Origin of the sequence: Ideonella paludis, assembly GCF_018069865.1 — a bacterium.
In the GTDB taxonomy this organism is placed as follows: Bacteria; Pseudomonadota; Gammaproteobacteria; order Burkholderiales; family Burkholderiaceae_C; genus Ideonella; species Ideonella paludis.
Window position 1 is genome coordinate 115,167 of sequence record NZ_JAGQDG010000007.1, and the last position, 22,647, is coordinate 137,813.

Sequence of the window (22,647 nt, forward strand, 5' to 3'; positions counted from 1 at the left end):
AAACCCACCGACCTACACACCCCAAAGAGGACACACCACATGGCTGCATCCATCATCGACTCGCGCATTTTTCAAGGCATCTTCAGCAGCGATGCCATGCGCCACGTCTGGTCCGACGAGAACCGCACCCAGAAGTATCTGGACATCGAATGCGCCTTGGCCAAGGTGCAGGGCCGGCTGGGGCTGATCCCGCAAGAGGCGGCTGATGAGATCGTCAGCCACTGCCATCTTGAGCAGATCGACATGGCCCTGCTGCGCCAGCAAACCGAGCGCATTGGCTACCCCATCTTGGGCGTGGTCTCGCAGCTCAACAAGCTGTGCCGCGACAAGCTGGGCGAGTATTGCCACTGGGGCGCCACCACCCAAGACATCACTGACACCGCCACGGTGCTGCAGATCCGCGAGGCCCTGGTTTTGGTGGACGATGAGCTGGCCGCCATTGCCCAAGGCTTGGCCAAGCTGGCCCGCGAGCACCGGCTCACGCCCATCATCGGCCGCAGCAATCTGCAGCAGGCCATTCCCGTGACCTTCGGCTACAAGATGGCCGGCTTGCTGAGCGCCGTGCTGCGCCACCGCGAGCGCATTGCGCAGCTGCGCGAGCGCGTGCTGGTGGGCGAGTTTGCGGGCGCGGCGGGCACGCTGGCCTCTTTGGAGACCGGCGCGATGGAGACCCAAGCCGGCCTGTGCGCTGAGCTGGGCCTGGCCCAACCGGTGATCGCCTGGCACACCATCCGCGACAACATTGCCGAAGTGGGCGCCGTGCTGGGCCTGATTGGCGGCACGCTGGGCAAGCTCAGCACCGATGTGAAGCTGATGATGCAGACCGAAGTGGGCGAGGTCTTTGAGCCCTACCACCACGGCCGGGGCTCCAGCAGCACCATGCCGCAAAAACGCAACCCCATTGCGAGCTGCTATATCCATGCCGCCATCAGCGTGGTGCGCCAACACGCCGCCGCCTTGATGGACGCCATGGTGGCCGACCACGAGCGCAGCACCGGCCCGTGGGAGATCGAATGGATCTCGCTGCCCGAAACCTTTTGCCTGATGGCTGGCGCGCTCAAGCAGTCTCGTGCCGTGGTGGAAGGCCTGCAAGTGGACCCCGCCGCCATGCGCCGCAACATCGACATGACCGGCGGCCTGGTGATGAGCGAGGCAGTGATGATGGGCTTAGGCCCTTACATTGGCCGTGAATACGCCCACGACCGGGTCTATGACCTCTGCCGCCAATCGCTGGCTGAAAACAAACCCCTGCTGGACCTGCTCGAAGCCCACCCCGAGATCAAGGCCCATGTGGACCGCGCCGCCCTGGAGCGCATGCTGGACCCCGCCAACTACCTGGGCCAGTCTGGTGTGATGGTGGACCGCGTGCTGGCCCAGATGCCCGCTTAAGGGCAGGCGTTGGGGCAAGCATTGCGGCAGACCTTGGGGCCGGCATGGAAGCCGGCCGCCGCGAATTGACGACAATGGGGGCTGCACCTCTTGAGTCGTCCGACATGGCCAAAAAGAAAGACAAGCACGTCAGCGAAACCCCCGCCACCCAATGGCTCAAAGCCCGGGGCGTGAGCTTCAGCACCCACCCCTATGACTACGTGGACAAGGGCGGCACCGCCGAGTCGGCCAAGCAACTGGGCTGGGACGAACACGCCGTCATCAAAACCTTGGTGATGCAAGACGACAAGGCCGAGCCGCTAATCATCTTGATGCACGGCGACAAGCAAGTCAGCACCAAAAATCTGGCCCGCGCCATCGGCGCCAAGAGCGTCGAGCCCTGCAAGCCCGAAGTGGCCCAGCGCCACAGCGGCTATTTGGTCGGCGGCACCTCGCCGTTTGGCACCCGCAAAGACCTGCCGGTCTATGTGGAGCAAAGCATCCTGGCCCTGCCCGCCATCCTCATCAACGGCGGCCAGCGCGGCTACCTGGTGGGCATTGCGCCGGCGGTGTTGACGGAGGTGCTGGGGGCGAAGGCGGTGGGGTGTGCGATTTGAGTGTTGACGGTGGGCAGGCCGTCATGTGCGGCTTCCCATTGCGTCCAAGGGGCTGCGCACCCCGCCGCCACCTGCTTTGAGCACGTGTGTGTAGATCATGGTGGTGGACACATCTTTGTGCCCGGCACATCTTGCACGGTGCGGCTGATGTGAAATTCACCACCAGAGCGAACAAGGCAGCCGGCTAGAGGCGAGTCACGCTGCCCACGCTACAGTTCATCCGCCGTCTCTTGCTGCATGTACTGCCCGGCGGCACGAAGCGCATTCGTCACTATGGCGTCCTGCCCAATGGCTGCAAGAAGACGCAATTGGCGCAAGTACGCCAAGCACTGCATCAGCGTGCACCAAACCCCCAGGCCACTGAATCGGCCAGAGACTTCATGGCGCGAGTGGCCCGCGTCAAGGTGAACGCCTGCCCGTGCTGCCAAGTGCCACTCAAGGTGGTGCAAAGCTTGGCTGGGCAAAATCACTTGCCTGTGTCGGGGCAAGGGCGTCCAACCACCACCGCCAATGGGCCGCCGCTGTGACCCGATCCTACGGCGCACCCTCTCAGCCCGCTCTGTAGGCCGCATAGGGCGACCTTGCGCCCAAGCCCGTGCAACCGAGCGCAAGGCCTGCATTCCATCCACGGCATCCTAGAAACTGAGGATGCCAAGCTCGCCGCTAGTGGCAAATCTGGAGTCTGCGGGCCTGGACGCTGGAGATAATGAGCAGCATCAGCGGGGGCAGGGGTATCAAACCCCCAGTACATACAGTCACCCTGCCTGCCACCGACTCCACATGGTTCAGTTCAACCGGTTTTATCTGCCGCGATCAGCGGCTATGCAGTCTCCAGCCTGGGTGGCGCGGCAGATTATCCTATTCGTTGGGCTTCCTAGACTCACCACCGCTCACCCACAAGCCAAATGACCAAACCCCGCGTCTTTATAGGATCGTCCGTCGAGGGACTAAGCATTGCGTATGCAGTACAGCAGAACCTTCTCCACGATGCAGAGGTGACGGTGTGGGCTCAAGGCGTCTTCGAACTCTCGAAGACTACGATCGAATCACTTACCAGTGCACTGCAGGACAACGACTTTGCCGTCTTTGTCTTTTCCCCAGATGATCTGACAAAGATACGAAACACAAGCTCCCTGTCGGTACGCGACAATGTGCTCTTTGAATTCGGGCTGTTTATCGGACGGCTAGGACGTGAGCGCGTCTACTTCCTACTCCCGACTTGTGGCGATCTGCACCTACCGACAGATCTCTTGGGAATCACACCCGGGCGCTACGAAAGCACTCGGTCAGACGCAAACATGCAGGCAGGAACTGGCGCTGTATGTCACCAAATTCTGACCCAGGTGAGAAAACTCGGTCTCGTTCCTGGCCGCTCTTCACCCAGGGCAAGCGGAGAAGAGGCTATTTCCGAAGCTGTCGCAAATAGATCATGGTTTCAGGATTTCTTCGACAAGAAGTATGCGGCAGCGAAGCAAACTCTTGCAGACGAGGCCGCGACTCAAACGGGTGACGACGCAGTTGCGTCGCGCGCATTCATACTCATGTGTGACTATCACTTAGGCGGCAAGTCGGATATCACGCCGCTGGTGCAGTTGGCTCGCGACAACTCCGGTAGTGCGCGCGTCCAGGTCGTTGTCGCGACTATTCTTCGTCTCGAAGGTCACGCCGGCAAAGCAATGGAGTTGCTATCAGAGGCAAGGACGCAGTTTCCTAGGAATGCCTCGATCACCCAAGCGATAGCTCGGGTTCACGGTGATGTTGCGGACAACCAGAGCGCAATTGCGGAGCTAGAACGCTTTGGACCAGAGCAGTTCCCTAATGTGGCTATTGATCTTGCAGAGGCCCTGGAACGCGAAGGAAAGCAAGCGGATGCACTACAAGTGATCCAGCGCTGTTATGTCCACCACCCGGCGCATAAAGGCCTCCGATTCAAGTACGCAAGAATCGCTCAAGATCTCGAGAAGCACGAGATCGCACTTGCTCTCTTTTCAAGCCTTCGCTATGAGGAACCCGACTCAATCGAGTATTGGGGCTATCTTGGAAACTCGTGCCTGCGATTGAATCTCTACGACGCAGCTCTGGCGGCCTATCGTCGAGCAGAGTCGCTCATGAAAGAAGGACAAAGCTCACAGTGGATCGTAGCGAACATTGGCAACCTCCTTAGCAACAAGGACCTACCGACAGAGGCTTGCGTCTACTTGGAAAGGTCGCTGAAGCACGAACCTTTGTCGGAGTACGCGCACGATCGAATGGCGGGTGCCCTGAAAAAGAAGGCAGCTGAGGAGAAACTATTGGAGAAGGCCAAAACAGAAGGCAAACGCCAGATTCGAGAGGCAGAGCTAAACCTGCTGGCGTCGCAAGCAGCTGCGATTCCATTGCCGAACGAGCTGGCTGCCGTTACGCTGACGCAAAACAAGGAGGCCTAACCCATCACAGGGACTTCCCTTCTCCTCAAGCGCCATCCGTAATGTTTTTCCTTTTGGAGTGGCATTCTTAACCTTGAAAATGAGTCGATGCCCGGGCTGCATTTGCTCGGCGTGACAGTGTTGTTGCAGAAGTCTTGGTAACTTCCCCAATGGGCACGGCTTTGAGACGCACAGCCGTTCGGCAATGGCTGCTCACTGCGCGGCGTTGGACTAACCACATTCCCCCTGCCTCAGCCTGCAGCGATGCACGCCCACCTCCCCACTAAACACTACACAAACCCACCAACGGCGAGTTGCCGCTCCCATCCACCGGAAAGAAGCCCTTCAAGCCGTGCACAAACATGGTGCTGTCGGTGGAGAAGGCCATGCTCCATTCGGGGAAGCGGCGGGCTTCGGCGGGGCGGCGCACCAGCAGCTCGATGCTGTGGTGGCGCGGGTCGCGCAGCAGGCTTTGCCATAGGGCGTCCAGGCTGTCGGTGGGGCCTTCCACGCATTGGGTGAATTGGCCGCGCAGGTAAAGCAGGTGCCCGGTGATGCCGAGGCGGGCATTGCGCTCTTGGGCTTGGGTCAGCAGATCAAAGAGTGGCCGCGGGTCCATCTCGCGGCTCGCTGTGGAGCGGTAAACAAGGCGTTCAAGCATGGGCCGGGATTGTCCTGAGCCAGGCTGTCGGCGAATTGACGTTGCTCAGGGAGTGCCCGCATCAGTCAGCCCAACCATTTGCGTTAATCTTCGGGGCAGGGCTCCTGGCTTTGCCCGGGCAAAGTTCACCAGGTGGCCCTCTCAAGCGCAGCGTTCACCTTCCATGTCCCCACCGCGAGAGGGCTTGGCCCTTCACCAGCGGTTTATTGCAGAGGCTAGCCATGAAACCTGTTTCCGTACTGTTGGCCAAACGCGCGTTGCCGGTGTGCAGCGTTCAGCCTGACGACACTGTGTTCCATGCCCTGCAGGTGCTGGCCGAGCATGAGGTGGGTGCCCTGGTGGTGATGGAGGGCGATCAGTTGGTGGGGGTGATTTCAGAGCGCGACTACACCCGCAAAGTGGCTTTGCAGAACAAGAGCTCCAAAGACACCTTGGTGCGCGACATCATGACCCGCGACGTGCTGGTGGTGACCCCCAAGACCGGCACCCGGGCCTGCATGCAAACCATGCGCGAGAAGCGCATCCGCCACTTGCCGGTGGTGGACGCCGGCAAGGTAACGGGCATGATTTCCATCCGCGACATCATGGACGACTTGCTCGAAGAGCACGAGCAGACCATTGCGCAGTTGGAGTCCTACATCGCCTCTTGATCAGCGGCCGCGTCCATGGCCGTGGCCGTGGGCTTGCTCGTAGCCACGGCGCTCTTCATAGCGGGGCGCGCCACGGCCGTCGGGCCGCTCGTCATGGCGGCGCATCTCGGGCTCATAGTGGCGGTGGTCGTGCTCGTAGCGCGGCTCATAGCGGGGCGGTGGTGGCGGTGCGGGCTGGTAGACCGGTGCAGGCCTGTAGGGGCGCAGCACATGCTGCTGGTACCACCGGTCTTGCACAAAGTAGACGGGCACGCCGCAGGCACCGTAGGCCGCGCAATGGCGGCTCCAGCGGCGTTGGTGGCCGGGTGGCACCCACATGTAGATGGGTTGCACCGTGGGTGGCGGCGCATAAATGGCCACGGGCCGAGGCTGCACCACGACGGGGGCCGGGTAGCGGCCGATGTCGATGCGGCCGTGTACGCCGGGCTGGCTGATGCCAATGGACACGCCCACATCTAAGGCCTGGGCGGGCAGGGCCAGGCTGCCTAGGGCGGCCACGCCAAGGGCGGTGAGGAAGCGCAGAGGGCTGGACGGGGTGGTGCGTGTGTTCATGCACCTGCCAACGGCGGGAGAGGCCGCCAGGTTGTCCGCACCGCCGGGGCTTTACCTCAGGTTACGGCTCGGCGTGCTCAACCGCCGCCGTAAACAATCCTCGCCTTGCCCTCAAAGGCCACGGTTTTCCAGCGGGCTAAGGCGTCGTCGCTGGGCCAGATGCGGCCTTGCTCGCCCAGGTCGATCTCGGCCACGGCATCACTGCGCTCGACGCTCAGGCGCACGGTCAGGCCTTGGGTCAGGCGGCCTTCTTCGGTTTCTTCGACCTTGGCGGGGCTGCTGGCCACCAGCTCGCGCAGTTGCTGGGCCAGGGCCAGGCCTTGGGCCACGTTGCCGCGCGGGCACATTAGCTTCACGGCCAAGTGGCGGCCAAAGCGGGCGCGGGCGCCGGCCAGGTCCCACACTTGCTGCACGTTCAGGCGCAGGCCGCCGCTGAAGCGGTCGGGCTGCACCTTGCCTTGGATGATGACCAACTCGTCTTCCTTGAGCTGGTCTTTGTGTGCATCCAAAATGGTTTCGTTGGCCACGGCCTCGATGGGCTCGCTGTTGTCGTCCACCTTGAAGATGCCGACGCGGCCGCGCTGGCCGTTGATGACGCGCATCTCACTGACGATGCCGGCCAGCAGTTGCGGGTCGCGAGAATCAATGAGGTCGGCCACGCGCAGCGGCGCGAACTTGCGCACCTCGGCCTCGTCTTGGTCAAACAAATGGCCTGAGAGGTAGAAGCCGATGGCGGTCTTTTCCAGCGAGAGCTTCTCGCGCACGCTGAAGGGCTCGGCGGCCACCAGCGGCGGCTCTTGCGTGGCCGAGCCGTGGCTGTCTTCCAGCATGTCAAACAGCCCGCCTTGGTTGGCATTGGCGGCCTGGGTTTCTGCCCACTCAAAGGCCAGGCCAATGCTGGCCAGGGTTTGCGCCCGGTCGGGGTGCAGCTCGTCAAAGGCACCGGCTTTGATCAGCGCGTCGACCACGCGTTTGTTGACCTTGCTCTTGTCGCAACGCCGGCAAAAATCGAACAGGCTCTTGAAGGGGCCGTCGGCTTCGCGCGCGGCGACGATGGCTTCAATCGCGCCTTGGCCGGTGCCCTTGATGGCGCCCAAGCCATAGCGGATCTTCTTGCGGCCTTCCGCGCCCGGCATGGGCTCAAAGCGGTAGCGGCCGCGGTTGACGTTGGGCGGCTCGAACTCGATCTTGAAGTTCTTGGTCGCGTCGTTCAGCAACACCCGCAGCTTGTCGGTGTCGCTGATTTCAATCGTCATATTGGCCGCGAAGAACTCGGCCGTGAAGTGCACCTTGAGCCAGCCGGTGTGATAGGCCAGCAGCGAGTAAGCGGCCGCGTGCGACTTGTTGAAGCCGTAGCCCGCGAACTTCTCCATCAGGTCGAAGATCTCGTCGGCCTTGTCTTGGCTGATGTTGTTGGCCGCAGCACCCTTGCGGAAGATCTCCCGGTGCTCGGCCATTTCCTCGGCCTTCTTCTTGCCCATGGCCCGGCGCAGCATGTCGGCGCCGCCCAGGCTATAGCCGCCCAGCACCTGGGCGGTCTGCATCACCTGCTCTTGGTAGACCATGATGCCGTAGGTCTCCGAGAGCACCCACTCCACCATCGGGTGCGGGTACTCCACCGGCTCGCGGCCGTGTTTGCGCGCCACAAAGCTGGGGATCAGGTCCATCGGCCCCGGCCGGTACAGCGCGTTCAGCGCAATCAGGTCTTCCAGGCGGCTGGGCTTAGCGTCGCGCAACATGCCTTGCATGCCGCGCGATTCAAACTGGAACACGGCTTCGGTCAGGCCATCGGAGAACAGCTTGTAGACGGCCGCGTCGTCCAGCGGAATGTTCTCGTAGGCGAAGTCCTTGCGCTCGGGGTAGCGGCTGGTGATGAACTCCTTGGCCACTTCCAAAATGGTCAGCGTGGCCAAACCCAAGAAGTCGAACTTCACCAGGCCAATGGCCTCGACGTCGTCTTTGTCGAACTGGCTCACCGCCGAGTCGCTACCGGGCTGTTGGTAGAGCGGGCAGAAGTCGGTGATCTTGCCCGGCGCAATCAGCACGCCTCCGGCGTGCATGCCGATATTGCGCACCATGCCTTCGACGCGGGCGGCCAGCGAGAGCAGCTCGGCCACTTCTTCTTCGGCGGCTTCGCGCTGCTCCAGCTCCGGCGCTTCCAGGCGGGCGTAGATCAGCTTGTCGTCGGGCTTCTCGGGCACTTTGGCCAGGGTCACCGTTTTGCCCGGCGGCGCCGGGATGAGCTTGGCAATGCTGTCCACATGGCCAAAGCCCATGCCCAGCACGCGGCCGATGTCGCGCAGCGCGGCCTTGGCCGCCATGGTGCCGAAGGTGGCAATCTGGCTCACCGCCTGGCGGCCGTATTTGTCCTTCACGTAGTCGATGACCCGGTCGCGGTTGGCCTGGCAGAAGTCGATGTCGAAATCGGGCATGGACACCCGCTCCGGGTTCAAGAAACGCTCGAACAGCAGGTTGTACTGCAGCGGGTCCAGGTCGGTGATCAGCAGCGCATAAGCCACCAGCGAGCCCGCGCCCGAGCCCCGGCCTGGGCCCACTGGGCAGCCGTTTTCTTTGGCCCACTTGATGAAGTCCGAGACGATCAAGAAGTAGCCAGGGAAGCCCATCTTGATGATGGTGTTGAGCTCAAACTCCAGCCGTTCCACATAGCGCGGGCGCTCGGCGTCGCGCTTGGCCACATCCGGGTAGAGGTGCTTGAGCCGCCCTTCCAGGCCGGCATAAGACTCTTGCCGGAAGAACTCCTCCATGGGCATGGGTTGGCCGTCTTCGAGCAGCGGCGTGGGGAAGTCCGGCAGGCGCGGCTTGCCCAGCACCAGGGTCAGGCTGCAGCGCTCGGCAATCTTCAGCGTGTTGGCAATGGCCGAGGGCAAGTCGGCAAACAGCGCCTCCATCTCGGCTTGCGTCTTGAAGTACTGCTCGCGACCAAAGCGCTTGATGCGCTTGGGGTTGGTCAGGGTCTCGCCTTCGGCCACGCAAACGCGGGCTTCGTGGGCGTCAAAGTCGTCCGGTGCAAAGAACTGCACCGGGTGGGTGGCCACCAGCGGCAATTGCAGCTCGGCGGCCAGCGGCACGGTGGCGCGCACCAGCGGCTCATGCTGGGGCAGGCCGCCGCGTTGAATCTCTAGGTAAAAGCGCTGAGGGAAGATCTCCGCAATCATGCGCGCCCCTTGCGCAGCGCGGGCGGTGTCGCCGGCCAGCAGGGCTTGGCCCACCAGGCCATGCTCGGCGCCTGAGAGCGCAATCAGGCCGTGGCCCAGCTCGCGCAGGTCGCTCCAGCGCACCCAAGCCTGCGCCTTCTGCACATTGGCCGTCCAGGCCCGCGCCAAAAGCTCGCTGAGGTTGTGATAGCCGTCGACGTTTTGGACGATCAGCAGCAGGCGGCTGGCGGTTTTGTCCGAGGCGTCGGGGACGGGCTCTATCCAGCAGTCCGCCCCAATCAGCGGCTTGACGCCCTTGCCTCGGCAGGCCTTGTAGAACTTGACCGCGCCAAACAGATTGGCGAGGTCTGAGATGCCCAGCGCCACCTGCCCATCGGCTTTGGCCCCGGCTGCCGCATCGTCGATGCGCAGCGTGCCGTCAACAACAGAGAACTCGGTGTGGGTGCGGAGGTGGACGAAGGGCATCGGCAAGACTTAGACGTTGAACAGGAAGTGCAACACGTCGCCGTCTTTGACCACATAGTCCTTGCCTTCGGCGCGCATCTTGCCGGCCTCTTTAGCGCCTTGCTCACCCTTGTAGGTGATGAAGTCTTCATAGGCGATGGTCTGCGCCCGGATGTAGCCGCGCTCGAAGTCAGTGTGAATGACGCCTGCGGCTTGCGGGCCGGTGGCGCCGATGGGCACGGTCCAGGCGCGCACTTCCTTCACCCCGGCGGTGAAGTAGGTTTGCAGGCCCAGCAGCTTGAAGCCGGCGCGGATCAGGCGGTTCAGGCCCGGCTCGTCCTGGCCCATTTCAGCCAGGAACATGCTGCGGTCTTCGTCACTCATCTCAGAGAGTTCAGCTTCGGTCTTGGCGCAGATGGCCACGACCGGGCCGTTCTGGGCGGCGGCGTATTCCTTCAGGCGGTCGAGGTAGGGGTTGTTCTCGAAGCCGTCTTCCGAGACGTTGGCCACAAACATGGCCGGCTTGGCGGTGATCAGGCACAAGGGCTTGAGCAAGACCAGCTCTTCCTTGCTGAAATCCACCGTGCGCACGGGCTTGCCTTCGTTCAGCGCGGCTTCGCACTTTTCCAGCACTTTGACCAGGGCGATGGCATCTTTGTCACCGGCGCGTGCCACCTTGTTGTAGCGGTGCAGGCTCTTCTCGACGGTGCCCATATCGGCCAAGCACAGCTCGGTCTGGATCACCTCGATGTCGGAGATCGGGTCGATCTTGTTATTGACGTGAATGACGTTGCCGTCTTCAAAGCAGCGCACCACATTGACGATGGCGTCGGTTTCGCGGATGTGGCTCAGGAACTGGTTGCCCAGGCCTTCGCCCTTGGAGGCACCGGCCACCAGGCCCGCGATGTCCACAAACTCGACGATGGCCGGCAGGATGCGCTCAGGCTTGACGATCTCCGCCAGGGCGGCCAGCCGAGGGTCGGGCAACTCGACCACGCCCACATTGGGCTCGATGGTGCAAAACGGGTAGTTCTCGGCCGCAATGCCGGCCTTGGTCAAGGCGTTGAACAGAGTGGATTTGCCCACATTGGGCAGGCCGACGATGCCGCACTTGAGGCTCATGGGACGCTTTCTAGGAGAGGGTAGGGGGCGGACTTCGCCGAACCCGTGATTCTAGGTGGTGTCTCACAGCGCGCGGGGCCTGCCGTCGCCCTGGGGGCGGGCGGCCTCCTACAATGGACCGCATGAGTGCCTTTGATGTGCGAGTTCTGGGCAGCGGCATTGTGAGCCGCTGCGTGGCCCTGGTTTTGGCCCAGCAGGGCTTGCGTGTGACCTTGCAGGCCAAGCCGCCTGCCCAAGGCTTGGGGCCAGATGTGCGGGCCTATGCGCTGAACCCGGCCTCGGTCGGCCTGCTGCAACGCCTCAAAGTGTGGGACGCCCTGCCGCTGGACGCCCGCACCACGGTGCTGGACATGGATGTCCACGGTGACGCCCTGGGTGGGCATATTGCGTTTTCGGCCTGGGACCATGCCACCGAAGCCTTGGCCTGGATCGTCGACGCCGCTGCGCTGGAGACCGTGCTGGACACGGCCGCCGGCTTTGCCGCCTCCGTCACGGTGCAGCCCGAGCCTGCGGCGGCCGCGTTAACGGTGGTGGCAGAGGGCAAGGCGTCGGCCGAACGCGCCGCGCTGGGCGCACAGATGCAGCGCCACCCGTATGGCCACTGGGCCTTGGCGGCGCGCTTGGTGTCTGAGCAGCCGCATTGCGGCACGGCCCGCCAGTGGTTCCGCAGCCCGGACATCTTGGCCCTCCTGCCGTTTGACCGGCCCGAGCCCCAGCAGTCTTGGGGCTTGGTGTGGTCGCAACCCGAGGCCCAGGCCAAAGAGATGTTGGCTTGGCCGGTGGAGCAATTTGAAGCTGCCTTGCTAGAGGCCAGCCAGGGCGCCGTGGGCCCCTTGCGCTTGGCCAGTGAGCGGGCGCTGTGGCCGTTGGCCATTGCGCAGGCCGAGCCGGTGGTCGGCCCCGGCTGGGCGCTGGTGGGCGATGCGGCCCATTTGGTGCACCCGCTGGCCGGGCAGGGCCTGAATCTGGGCCTGGCCGACGTGCTGGCGCTGGACGAGGTGATGAAGCAGCGAGAGGCTTGGCGCGAGCTGGGCGACCCGGCGCTGCTGGCTCGTTATGCCCGCAAGCGGCGTCTGGGCACCCTGGCCATGGCTGGGGGTACGGATGCACTTTGGCACCTTTTCGCGTCTGAAGCACCGGGCCTCAGGGAACTTCGCAACCACGGCATGAGTCTGGTAGACCATGTCGCACCGCTCAAACGCTGGCTGATGGGCCGGGCGATGAGCGTCTGACCGGGCTGGCCCCGGCTTCACTTTTTCAAGGATGACCATGTTCAAGACCACCGCTTCTGCCGCACGCTCGGCTGCTTTCTGGGCCCGCACAGCGGCTTTGGCTCTGCCGCTGGGCTTGGCCCTGGCTTCTGGCGCGCAGGCCGACGAAGCGTCCATCCGCAAGAACCTGGCCGACCGCATGGGCAACCTGCCGCGCATCGACGAGATCAGCAAGACCGCCATTCCCGGCATCTACGAGCTGCGCATGGGCACGGACATTCTCTACAGCGATGAGGATGGCAATTTCCTGATCGAAGGCGCGCTGTTTGATACCCGCACCAAGACCGACATCACCAAGGCCCGCATCGACAAGCTCACCGCCGTGGATTTCGCCAAGCTGCCGCTGAAAGATGCGGTGGTCATCAAGCAGGGCACGGGCGCGCGCAAGATGGTGGTGTTTTCGGACCCGAACTGCGGCTATTGCAAAAAGATCGAGCGCGATCTGGTGAACGTCAAAGATGTGACGGTCTACAACTTCATCATCCCCATCCTGGGCGCGGATTCGGTGCTGAAGGCGCGTGACCTGTGGTGCGCCAAAGACCAGCCCAAGGCCTGGCGGGCCTGGATGATCGACGGCCAACCGGCCGCCAAGGCGGCCGAGAAGTGCGACACCGCCGCTCTGGACCGCAATATGGCCCTGGCGCGCAAACACAAGATCCAGGCCACGCCGGCCGTGATCTTTGAAGACGGCAGCCGCGCCCCCGGTGCCATCCCGGCCGAGCAGATCGAAAAGATGCTGGCGGCAGCCAAGAAGGGCTAAGCCGCTCCTAGGCGTGTGCCGAACGCCACGGCTACCCCTCCCAAGCTGGGGGTGTCGCGTGTGGCCCACGTTGCGGCGGCGTGGCTCGGGCGACAATCGCGCGCCATGAACACGCCGTCGTCTCTTCCACCTTCTCTGCCCGACGTTTTGCAGCCTGACGAGCCGCCGCTGTGGGCGCGCCGCATGGGCTATGGGGGGCTCATTCCTTTTGTCGTGCTCTCGCTGCTGGTCTGGGTGGTGTGGCCCGACGTGCAGCCCGAAGTGACGCTGGCCTTCGCCGCCTATGCGGCCACCATCGTCGCGTTCTTGGGCGGCGTGCATTGGGGCCTGGCCATGCGGGCAGACGCCCCCGGCCCACGGGCCTTTCGCTGGGCGGTGGTGCCGCCACTACTGGCTTGGGTAGGCATCGTCATGCCGCCGCACGCCGGGCTGGCGCTGCTGGGGACGGCCTTGGTGGTGTGCTACCTGGTCGACCGCCGGCTCTACGTGGCCTGCGGCCAGGCGCATTGGCTGACCTTGCGCTTCCGCCTCAGCGCGGTGGCTGCATTCTCTTGTTTCCTTGGCGCTGCCGGGATTTAAGGACTCCACACCATGATCTCCTATCGTATTGAGGTGGCCAGCGCCACCGAGCACCGCTTTGCGGTGACCTTGACGGTGCCGGCCCCCGACACCCAGACTTGGCTGACCCTGCCGGTGTGGATCCCGGGCAGCTACTTGGTGCGCGAGTTCGGCCGTCACTTGAGCCGTCTGAGCGCCCGCCAAGGCGCGCGCGAGGTGAGCTTGACCCAGGTCGACAAATCCACCTGGGTGGCCGAGTGCAGCGGCAAGGCCGCACTGACGCTGAGCTATGAGGTTTATGCCTTTGACGCCTCGGTGCGCACGGCCTATCTGGATGACCGGCGCGGCTTCTTCAACCCCACCAGCCTGTGCTTGAGCGTGATGGGGCGCGAGCAGCAGCCCCACCAGGTCGAGATCGCCCGCCTGCCCAAGGGCTGGGACGTGGCCACAGGCATGACGGCCACCGGCAAGCTGCGTTGGCAGAGCGCCGACTACGACGAGTTGATCGACCACCCCTTTGAGCTGGGCGCGTTTTGGCGCGGCGAGTTTGTGGCCAACGGCGTGCCGCATGAGTTTGTGGTGGCGGGCGCGTGGCCCAGCTTTGACGGCGAGCGTTTGCTGGCCGACACCCAAAAGATTTGTGCCACGCAGATCAGCTTTTGGCATGGCCGCAAGAAGCCGCCCTTTGGCCGCTATGTGTTCATGCTCTATGCCACCGAAGACGGCTACGGCGGTTTGGAGCACCGCGCCAGCACTGCGCTGATTGCCAACCGGCGGGATCTACCGCGCCAAGGCCAGACCGGCCTCAACGATGGCTATGTGAAGCTGCTGGGCTTGATCAGCCACGAGTACTTCCACACCTGGAACGTTAAGCGCCTGAAGCCGGCCGAGTTTGTGCCCTATGACTTGAGCCAAGAGAACTACACCGAGCTGCTGTGGTTCTTCGAAGGCTTCACCTCCTATTACGACGACCTGCTGCTGCTGCGCTCCGGCCTGATTGACGCGCCGCGCTACCTGAAGCTGATGGCGCAAACCTGGAACGGTGTGCGCAGCACGCCGGGCCGCCATGTGCAGAGCGTGGCCGAGTCCAGCTTTGACGCCTGGGTCAAGTACTACCGCATTGACGAGAACACGCCGAACGCCACCATCAGCTACTACACCAAGGGCGCCCTGATCGCCCTGTTGCTGGACTTGCGGCTGCGCCAAGCCGGCCGAGGCAGCTTGGACGAGCTGATGCGCGGCCTGTGGACGCGCTGCCATGGCGGCGCGGTGACCGAGGTCGACATCTTGGCGGAGGTGGATGCCTTGGCCGGGGCCGAGTTGGCGCAAGAGGTGCAGGCCTGGGTGCATGGCCGGGGCGACCTGCCGCTGGAGGCCGCGCTCAAAGCGGCAGGGGTGCAGGTGGGCCGCGAGGCGTCCGGCTTCTCGGCCAGCTTGGGGCTCAAGCTCACCGAAACCGCGCTGGGCGGCGTGCATGTCAAGTCCGTGCTGAGCGGCGGCGCTGCGGCTGCGGCGGGCGTGTCGGCTGGCGATGAGCTGCTGGCCGTGAATGGCTGGCGCGTGCGCCGTCTCGACGACGCTGCGCAATGGCTGCAGGCTGGTCAAGCGTTTGAGTTGACCTTGGCGCGCCAGCAGCGCCTGGCCACGGTGCAGGTGCAGCGGGGCGGTGATGCGGCCTTGACAGAGAACCTGACGCTGAGCCTGGACGCCAGCCCTGGCGCTGCGGCCAAAGCGCTGCGTCAAGCCTGGCTCAAGGCCTGAGCATTCGCGACCCATTCATGGCCCCATCGGCTCGCCACTCCGCGACCCCAGCCCGTGCCGCTGCACCGGGCTTTGCGCGCCACCGGCGCCTGCTGGCCGGCTTGGTGGTGGTGGTGGTCTTGGCCCATGCCGGCATAGCCTGGCAAGTGGCGGAGTCTCGCATCGGCGAGGGCGACGCAGACACTGCGCCCAAAGCGCTGGATGTGAGCTTTGTGAAGGAGTTGATGCCTGAGGCACCGCCCGTGTTGGTGGCGCCGCCGCCGCCGGCCGCGCCACCGGCGCCGGTGGTGGCCCAAGCGGACCCGGCAGCCTCAGCGGCCTCAGCGCCCGAGCCGCCTCCGCAGCCCACCACCCCGCCGCCGCCGCCCGTCGAGGTGGCGCAAGTGAGGGAAGAAGGCCCGGTGCCGCCACCCACCGAGGTGCCCCCGCCACCCCATTCGGTCGAATGGAGCATGGCCAGCCCCGCGCCGCCGGGGCTCACGCCCCAGCCCTTTGCGTGGCCCGCCTCCACGCGGCTCGTCTATAAATTGGTCGGCGACTTTCGGGGGCCTTTTGAGGGTAATGCCACGGTGGAATGGTTGCGCCGGGATCAGCGCTACCAAGTCCGCATTGAGGTGGGTGCTGCGCTGATCTTCACCCGCCGCATGTTGAGCGACGGGGTCTTGAGCACGGTGGGCCTGACGCCGCAGCGCTATGACGAGGAAACCGATGCGCCGTTCTCGGCCACCCGGCGTCAGACAGTGCGCTTCGGTGCCGACCAGATCGAATTGGCCAACGGCACACCCACAGCCACGGTGCCGGGTGTGCAGGACCCGGCCAGCCAGTTGGTGCAAATCACTTGGCGCATGTTGACCCAGCCCGACTTGGCGCAGCCTGGCCAGACGCTCGAGCTGCCACTGGCGCTGCCCCGGCGGCTGGGCGCTTGGACCTATGATGTGACCGGATTTCAGACGGTGGACCTGCCGTTTGGGCCGACAGAGACCTTGCACTTGGTGCCGCGTACCGGCAATGGGCGCGGTGACGAAATCACCATGGAGGTTTGGTTGGCACCCAGCTTGCAGTATTTGCCGGTTCGAATTCGGTTTGCCCAGGCCAAAACGGGCGCGTCTGCCGAGCTGACCTTGGCCTCGCGGCCCCTTCAGGCCAACGACGTGCCCACGCCTGTGGCCGCCCCCCCTCAACGATAGGAGACTCGCAATGGCTTATGAATGCATCTTGACCGACGTGCGCGGTGACGGCCCCTTGAAGACGGGCGTGATCACGCTGAACCGCCCCAAGCAGATGAATGCGCTCAACGACCAGTTGATGGATGAGTTGGGCGAGGCCTTGATGGCCTTTGACCGTGACAGCAGCATTGGCAGCATCATCGTCACCGGCAGTGAGAAGGCCTTTGCCGCAGGGGCCGACATTTCCGCCATGGCGGATTACGACCACATGGAAGCCTTCCACCGCCAGCACATCAGCCGCAACTGGGAGACCATCCGCCAGGTGCGCAAGCCGGTGATCGCCGCGGTGGCCGGCTTTGCCTTGGGCGGGGGCTGCGAAGTGGCCATGATGTGTGATGTGGTGCTGGCAGCGGACAACGCCCGCTTTGGCCAGCCCGAGATCAAGATCGGCATCGTCCCTGGTGCGGGCGGTACCCAGCGCTTGCCGCGTGCGATTGGCAAGTCAAAGGCCATGGAGCTGCTGCTGACGGGCAAGTTCATGACGGCCGAAGACGCGGAGCGCGCGGGCTTGGTTTCGCGCGTGATCCCCTTGGCCAACCTGATGGAAGAAGCCTTGGCCCTGTGCGCCCAAATCAATGCCCAGAGCCAGCCTTCGGTGATGATGATCAAGGAATTGGTCAACGAGTCTTTCGAGAGCGGCCTGTCCACCGGGGTGCGCTATGAGCGCCGCCTGTTCCACTCGCTGTTCGGCACGCAAGACCAGCGTGAAGGCATGGGCGCTTTTGTGCAAAAGCGCGCGCCTGAGTTCAAGCACCGCTGACGCGCGCATTGCGCCCCAGACCGCACCGTGACGTGACAGCACCATGAGTGCGATTGGCCCCCTGTTGCTGGCCCCGATGGAGGGCTTGCTCGACCACACCCTGCGCGACGCCTTGACGCGCGCCGGGGGCATCAGCCGGTGTGTTAGCGAGTTCATCCGCATCACCGACCAGCTCTTGCCGCACCGGGTCTTCAGCCGCATCGTGCCGGAGGAGGCTAACGGCTGGCGCACGCCAGCGGGTGTCTTGGTGCGGCCGCAGCTCTTGGGCAGCGACCCGGCGTGTTTGGCGGACAACGCCGCCCGCATCGCCGAGATGGGGGCGCCCGGCATTGACCTGAACTTTGGCTGCCCCGCCAAGATCGTCAACCGCCATGGTGGCGGCGCGACCCTGCTGGATGAGCCGGATCTCTTGCACCGCATTGCCCGCAGCGTGCGCGCGGCGGTGCCCGCGGGCCTGCCCGTGTCGGCCAAGATGCGCCTGGGCAATCAAGACGACAGCCGTGCGGTGGAGTGTGCGCTGGCGCTGGTGGAGGGCGGTGTGGCCGAGCTGGTGGTGCATGCCCGCACCAAGGCCCAGGCCTATCGCCCGCCGGCTTACTGGGAGCGGGTGGCCGACATCCGCCAAGCCGTGGCCGTGCCTCTGGTGGCCAATGGCGAAATCTGGACGGTGGCCGATGCGCAAGCCTGCCGCGCGGCCTCGGGCTGCGATGCGCTGATGCTGGGCCGCGGCATGGTGGCCAACCCTGGATTGGCCTTGGCCATCTTGGCGCACGGTGATCCGGGGGCCAAGGCTCAAGGCGGCCTGAGTTGGGCCGAGCTGCAGCCGCTGTTGCAGAGCTTTTGGGCCTCCGTCTGCGCCCATATCGTGCCGCGCAACCGCGCCGGGCGCTTGAAGCAGTGGCTCAATTACCTGCGCCGCCATTACCCCGAAGCGCAAGCCGCCTACACCGCTTTGCGCACCGACAACGACCCGCAGCGATTGGCCCATCGCCTGTTCCATGAGTTTGCTGCGGCCCCTGCGCCACAACACGACGCCCCTCGGGTGATGGCATGAGTAAAGCATTCACCAAAGAAGCCGACAGCGACGATGACGATGACAGCGGCGCGTTGCCGCCGCTGCCCGCCGGCAGCAAGAACTACATGACGCCGGCAGGCTATGCCCGGCTGCGCGATGAACTGCTGAACTTGATCGACAACGAGCGCCCGCGCATTGTGGAGATCGTGCACTGGGCGGCGTCCAACGGCGACCGCTCCGAGAACGGCGACTACCTCTACGGCAAAAAGCGCCTGCGCGAGATCGACCGCCGCATCCGCTTCCTGACCAAGCGCCTGGATGTGGCCGAGGTGGTCGACCCCTCAGCCCACCACGGCAGCGACCAAATCTACTTTGGCGCCACCGTGACCTACGCCAACAGCAAAGGCGAAGAGCGGACGATCACCATCAAAGGCATCGACGAGGTCGACCACCTAGCAGGCGAAGTGAGCTGGATCGCCCCGATTGCGCGTGCGCTGCTGAAGGCTCGGGAAGGTGACGAGGTGCAGTTGATGACCCCTGGCGGCTTGGAGTCGCTGGAAGTGGTCGAAGTGAGATACCCGAAGCCAGCCTGAAGTCCTCTGCACATCGCGTCAAACATCTGGTCTGCGCGATGTGTGAGCATCGATCAGGAGCGGTTCACCCGTACCGGCGTGGTGCATCACTCCAGGATCAAGTCATTTCGTTGGGGATGAGGTAAACCGGATGGCGTAGTTATCGCCATGGTGCCCCTCATAACCCCGTGCCAAATGGATGATGCCTGGGCCTGCGGCGGTGGCCAGCCACGAACACCCGTTCGCTTGGGGCTCGGTGTTCAGCGTCAGCGGTGTCCAGCCATCGGTTCTGCCATGGGTGTGGAAAAGAATATCCGGCCATGTGTCTTTCATATTCTTCAATGTCACGGAGAGCTGTTGGCAGGCCTCTTTGTCAGACTGCGTGACATAGAGGTCGGCGCGGCCATCGCCGTCCATGTCGCCCACTGCAATACTGTTGGCTTGAGTCGTTAGATTCGCCGTCCAAGATGGCTGAGCTGGCAAGCTGCCATCCGAAGATTGAAAATAAACTTCAATGGAATGATTGCTTGCATCGCTGACCGAAACGATCAGGTCTTTGCGCCCATCGTGATTAAGGTCTTCGATCTCCGCGGTGATCCATTGCTGCTTGACCATAGGTAATTCAGCTTGCCGCCAAGTATTATTGGGGTTTTGATATAAAATAATGCTTGGCGCAGGGCTCTTACCATTTTGGCCCACGGTGCGACACAGCACGAGGTCATCCAGCCCATCGCCATTGAGGTCGCCGCTGCGGGAGCAGTTGTTGTAGGTCGTGATGTTTACCAAGGGCTCCACAATTTCGGAGAAGGTATATTTCCCCGATCCGTTGTATCGAAACAGCCTGTTTATATTTGCATGGCCATCGGGGCGCAAGGCCCCATGCACGGTAATCCAAACACCTTGAGTGCCATCCGCCCAACGGAAGGGTTCTACCGTGCGGCTCCTTCCATAGATGTCTTCTAGCCCTGTGGTGTTTGTCATTCGCTGCATCTTCACGTTGGACTTTGTGGAGACGTTGCGATACACCTCGTTGGGGCCTTGCCCTTTGCCTTCATTGGCGCCGATGGCGCACACCATGTCTATTTTCTTGTCTGCGTCCAGATGCATGAATCCACATTCATGCCGGTCTGCCTTGTCTCCATCCAGGGCCGTATCTGGCAGGCTGAATTTCTGTGCGCTGTATTGAATGCCACCCCCAAGGCTACACAGGAAGGGCCCATCGCTGGTGTCGTGTCCCACAAACCAATAATCTTTGCATCCTATGCCTCTGAAGTCATAAGAGCCGCGCCCATACACCTTTTTGCGGGATTCAATCAATTGATAAGTTGGCTCCAATTTGATTGTTTGAGCGACGCTGATGCTGGGCGTCACCATCAACAAAATAGCGAAGGTGGAGAAAATGATTTTGGTTCTCTGGTGGTCAACCGGGAATGAACTTGAATTCATGGTGGTCTTCGGCATTTATGGCGGATCGTTAGATCAATCTAAATCAATCCCCTTGATAATTTCAGCCATGAATTTGATGTTTACATATCTCGCCGGAGATGAATTTTTCGGTACCAGGGCGGATAAAGGTGATTCATCCATTTGTGGCCATGGGGCAGTGTGAGTACTGGCCCTTCATCTGGCGGGGCGCCAAAGCCATGGTCCAGGGCTGAACCGTAGGGTGGGCGGCGGCCGGCGTGCAGGAGCGCAAAGCGCTGGGCCCCGGCGTGATAGCGAAAGGCGGCCTCGCCTCAGACAGGAAAATTTTTGGAGGCCTTGTCCATTCCCGAATGAGCTCTGCGTGTGTAGAGGCAGTTGTGACGTTAGGCGGCACAACGTTCCTAAAACACCACCTAGCTAGAAAGTTAGGTGCAAAGCAATTCGAGGGATAGATGGCACAGAAACAAAGAAGGGCCCCAGGGGGGCTAGTGGGTGTGGCGGGTGTGTGGCTGACCTGGGTCAGCATCGGGGCCGGGGCAAGCACAGAGGTGATGGCGCAGACCATTCCCTCGCTGCCCGAGTACACCTTGGTCGAGACAGGCAAAAAGGTCTATGGGCGGGCTTCGCATGACTTCCGAGCCATCGGGTGCATCGACTACTGGTTTGTGGGGCATGACCTGAAAGACTCGCCTTTCGCCTGCCAGAAGGGCAGCCCTGGCAAGTACACCCTCCAGAAGTACAAGCTGCCCACCCAAGCCGTCGATGGCGGCAATATGGACCGGCATGAATGCGGTTTCATGCACCTTGATGGCGACGGCAAGATCGACATGGTCTGCACGCTCGGGGCAGACAAGGGCAAGGGCGAGGGCGTCAACGAAGTCTTTCGCAATACCTCGTCCAAGAAGGCGGTGAGCATGGAGCGCATCACCAAGCCGACAGGTATTGAAGACCCGTACGGACGCGGACGCACCGTCCAGCCCTTCAAATGGGCGGATGGTACGCAAGGGGTCTGGACCACAGTGCATGGCGCGTATCGCAGCGATGGCAAGCCCAATATCAATCGCCTGTTCCGCTACGGCGCACCCGGCAGCTTCTATTTCACCGAGGTCCCAGAGCCGGCGGTCAACGTCACGACCTATAACAATTGCTCGCGCAGTGGGGACTTGAATGGTGATGGCTTAGACGACCTGCTGCTGTGCCGAACCGTCGGCGAAGGCGGCACTGCCGCGGCCGACAGCGTGGTGCTGTATCAGCAAGCCGACATCAGCTGGCGCACCGCAGTGTTGCCCATGGCCACGAAGACCTGGATCACCGCGGAGATCCACGACGTCAATGGCGATGGTCGTCGAGATCTGGTGGTGTCGGTGGAAGAGGCTGGGCAATACCGCATAGAGCTTTACCTTCAGGCGGCCAACGGCAGCCTGCCTTCCACAGCGAGCTGGTCGTCGCCACTGCCGGTCAAAGGCAACAGCATTGCCATCGGCGACCTCAACGGCGACGGCCGCCCCGATCTCTATGTCACGCAGGCCGACAGCAAGGCCTGCCAAGACCAGGTCAAAGCCAAGGGGTCGATGACCGACACCTGGCCGGATCGCGTCTTCTACGCCAGCCCCTACGCAGACCAATGGGCGCAGCAAGTCCTGGTCAATGAACCCCAGGCCTATGGCTGTTCTTGGTTGGCCACGGCCGCGGAGCCCGGTGTGGTTCACCTGGGGCGCGGGCTGGAAGGCGAGGTGGGGGACAGCTATGTGGTCCTGTTTGACCACAAGGCCTCCAGCAGTGTTCAAGGCGCTGTTGCTCTGCCCACGGAGGCCCAACGAAAGGCGCAGTGGCGCGACGCTATCCTGGGGCAAATCCGGGGCCGCTGATCCTCTGGGGCTTGGGTGAGTCGGCGTATGCTCAGCACGTCGATTCACCGGAGATCAGCATGATTGGCTATGTGACCCTGGGCACCAACGACCTGCCGCGTGCCGTGGCGTTTTACGATGCCCTGTTCGGGGCCATGGGCGCCTCGCGAATCTGGGATGGCCCCTCGGGCGTGGCCTGGGGCGTCTCCATGGACAAGCCCGGCGTGGGGGTGATGACGCCGTTCAACAAGCAGGCCGCTACCGTGGGCAACGGCAGCATGGTGGCCTTGGTGGTCGACAGCAAAGAAAAGGTGGATGCGTATTACCGCAAGGCCATCGAGTTAGGCGCCACCGATGAAGGTGCGCCCGGCCCCCGAGGTGAGGGCTTCTATGCGGCGTACTGGCGCGACTTGGACGGCAACAAGCTCAATTTCTTCTTCATGGGTTGAGGCCAGCG

At 63.1% G+C, this 22,647-nt stretch carries 20 protein-coding genes; 15 read left to right on the forward strand and 5 right to left on the reverse strand.

Annotation, left to right across the window (positions count from 1 at the left end; genetic code table 11):
* The first annotated feature begins 39 nt into the window (after window positions 1–39).
* The 4 genes from KAK11_RS17550 to KAK11_RS17565 all read left to right on the forward strand — a co-directional run bounded on the left by KAK11_RS17550 (window position 40) and on the right by KAK11_RS17565 (window position 4,411).
* Entirely contained in the window at window positions 40–1,389 is a 1,350-nt protein-coding gene (locus KAK11_RS17550) for a class-II fumarase/aspartase family protein (RefSeq protein WP_210810588.1), read from the forward strand.
* A 104-nt stretch (window positions 1,390–1,493) separates the two neighbouring features.
* A complete protein-coding gene (gene ybaK / locus KAK11_RS17555) occupies window positions 1,494–1,985 on the forward strand; it encodes a Cys-tRNA(Pro) deacylase (RefSeq protein WP_210810589.1) in 492 nt (163 codons plus the stop codon).
* A 200-nt stretch (window positions 1,986–2,185) separates the two neighbouring features.
* Entirely contained in the window at window positions 2,186–2,512 is a 327-nt protein-coding gene (locus tag KAK11_RS17560; RefSeq protein WP_259373572.1) for a transposase, read from the forward strand.
* A 378-nt stretch (window positions 2,513–2,890) separates the two neighbouring features.
* On the forward strand, window positions 2,891–4,411 hold the full coding sequence (locus KAK11_RS17565) for a TIR domain-containing protein (RefSeq protein WP_210810592.1): 1,521 nt from the start codon (window positions 2,891–2,893) through the stop codon (window positions 4,409–4,411).
* Window positions 4,412–4,673: 262 nt separating this feature from the next.
* Here KAK11_RS17565 and KAK11_RS17570 read toward each other — a convergent pair whose 3' ends face one another.
* A complete protein-coding gene (locus KAK11_RS17570) occupies window positions 4,674–5,051 on the reverse strand; it encodes a BLUF domain-containing protein (RefSeq protein ID WP_210810593.1) in 378 nt (125 codons plus the stop codon).
* Window positions 5,052–5,272: 221 nt separating this feature from the next.
* Here KAK11_RS17570 and KAK11_RS17575 point away from each other — a divergent pair, with 221 nt between their 5' ends.
* The gene (locus KAK11_RS17575; protein ID WP_210810594.1) at window positions 5,273–5,701 is read left to right on the forward strand and encodes a CBS domain-containing protein; all 429 of its coding nucleotides are present in this window, start codon (window positions 5,273–5,275) and stop codon (window positions 5,699–5,701) included.
* Here KAK11_RS17575 and KAK11_RS17580 read toward each other — a convergent pair whose 3' ends face one another.
* From KAK11_RS17580 to ychF, 3 genes are all read right to left on the reverse strand, one after another.
* Window positions 5,702–6,253 (reverse strand): hypothetical protein, encoded by a 552-nt coding sequence (locus tag KAK11_RS17580; protein WP_210810596.1) that lies wholly within the window; start codon window positions 6,251–6,253, stop codon window positions 5,702–5,704.
* A 77-nt stretch (window positions 6,254–6,330) separates the two neighbouring features.
* Window positions 6,331–9,894: a DNA polymerase III subunit alpha gene (gene dnaE / locus KAK11_RS17585; RefSeq protein WP_210810598.1), complete on the reverse strand. Its 3,564-nt coding sequence runs from the start codon at window positions 9,892–9,894 to the stop codon at window positions 6,331–6,333.
* Window positions 9,895–9,903: 9 nt separating this feature from the next.
* Window positions 9,904–10,995, reverse strand: a complete 1,092-nt coding sequence (gene ychF / locus KAK11_RS17590; RefSeq protein ID WP_210810600.1) for a redox-regulated ATPase YchF — start codon at window positions 10,993–10,995, stop codon at window positions 9,904–9,906.
* Between the two features lie 122 nt (window positions 10,996–11,117).
* Here ychF and KAK11_RS17595 point away from each other — a divergent pair, with 122 nt between their 5' ends.
* The 8 genes from KAK11_RS17595 to greB all read left to right on the forward strand — a co-directional run bounded on the left by KAK11_RS17595 (window position 11,118) and on the right by greB (window position 18,939).
* Window positions 11,118–12,227: an FAD-dependent monooxygenase gene (locus tag KAK11_RS17595; protein ID WP_210810601.1), complete on the forward strand. Its 1,110-nt coding sequence runs from the start codon at window positions 11,118–11,120 to the stop codon at window positions 12,225–12,227.
* A gap of 37 nt (window positions 12,228–12,264) precedes the next feature.
* Complete coding sequence (locus KAK11_RS17600; RefSeq protein WP_210810602.1) at window positions 12,265–13,026, forward strand: DsbC family protein; 762 nt, start codon at window positions 12,265–12,267, stop codon at window positions 13,024–13,026.
* 105 nt (window positions 13,027–13,131) lie between these two features.
* Window positions 13,132–13,605: a DUF3429 domain-containing protein gene (locus KAK11_RS17605; protein WP_210810603.1), complete on the forward strand. Its 474-nt coding sequence runs from the start codon at window positions 13,132–13,134 to the stop codon at window positions 13,603–13,605.
* Between the two features lie 12 nt (window positions 13,606–13,617).
* Entirely contained in the window at window positions 13,618–15,345 is a 1,728-nt protein-coding gene (locus KAK11_RS17610) for a M61 family metallopeptidase (RefSeq protein ID WP_210810606.1), read from the forward strand.
* A 17-nt stretch (window positions 15,346–15,362) separates the two neighbouring features.
* Window positions 15,363–16,532 (forward strand): DUF3108 domain-containing protein, encoded by a 1,170-nt coding sequence (locus tag KAK11_RS17615; RefSeq protein ID WP_210810607.1) that lies wholly within the window; start codon window positions 15,363–15,365, stop codon window positions 16,530–16,532.
* A 10-nt stretch (window positions 16,533–16,542) separates the two neighbouring features.
* Complete coding sequence (locus KAK11_RS17620; RefSeq protein ID WP_210810608.1) at window positions 16,543–17,331, forward strand: enoyl-CoA hydratase; 789 nt, start codon at window positions 16,543–16,545, stop codon at window positions 17,329–17,331.
* Between the two features lie 43 nt (window positions 17,332–17,374).
* Window positions 17,375–18,385: a tRNA dihydrouridine synthase gene (locus KAK11_RS17625; protein WP_246499114.1), complete on the forward strand. Its 1,011-nt coding sequence runs from the start codon at window positions 17,375–17,377 to the stop codon at window positions 18,383–18,385.
* Complete coding sequence (gene greB / locus KAK11_RS17630; RefSeq protein WP_210810611.1) at window positions 18,382–18,939, forward strand: transcription elongation factor GreB; 558 nt, start codon at window positions 18,382–18,384, stop codon at window positions 18,937–18,939. Before KAK11_RS17625 ends, greB begins: the two co-directional genes overlap by 4 nt.
* A gap of 102 nt (window positions 18,940–19,041) precedes the next feature.
* On the opposite strand, the gene KAK11_RS17635 is transcribed toward greB, so the two are convergent.
* Complete coding sequence (locus tag KAK11_RS17635; protein ID WP_210810613.1) at window positions 19,042–20,379, reverse strand: FG-GAP repeat domain-containing protein; 1,338 nt, start codon at window positions 20,377–20,379, stop codon at window positions 19,042–19,044.
* A gap of 515 nt (window positions 20,380–20,894) precedes the next feature.
* Between KAK11_RS17635 and KAK11_RS17640 the strand changes: the two genes are divergently transcribed.
* Both KAK11_RS17640 and KAK11_RS17645 read left to right on the forward strand, forming a co-directional pair.
* Window positions 20,895–22,211 (forward strand): FG-GAP repeat domain-containing protein, encoded by a 1,317-nt coding sequence (locus KAK11_RS17640; protein ID WP_210810614.1) that lies wholly within the window; start codon window positions 20,895–20,897, stop codon window positions 22,209–22,211.
* Between the two features lie 59 nt (window positions 22,212–22,270).
* Window positions 22,271–22,639, forward strand: a complete 369-nt coding sequence (locus KAK11_RS17645) for a VOC family protein (protein ID WP_210810615.1) — start codon at window positions 22,271–22,273, stop codon at window positions 22,637–22,639.
* Window positions 22,640–22,647: the final 8 nt, after the last annotated feature.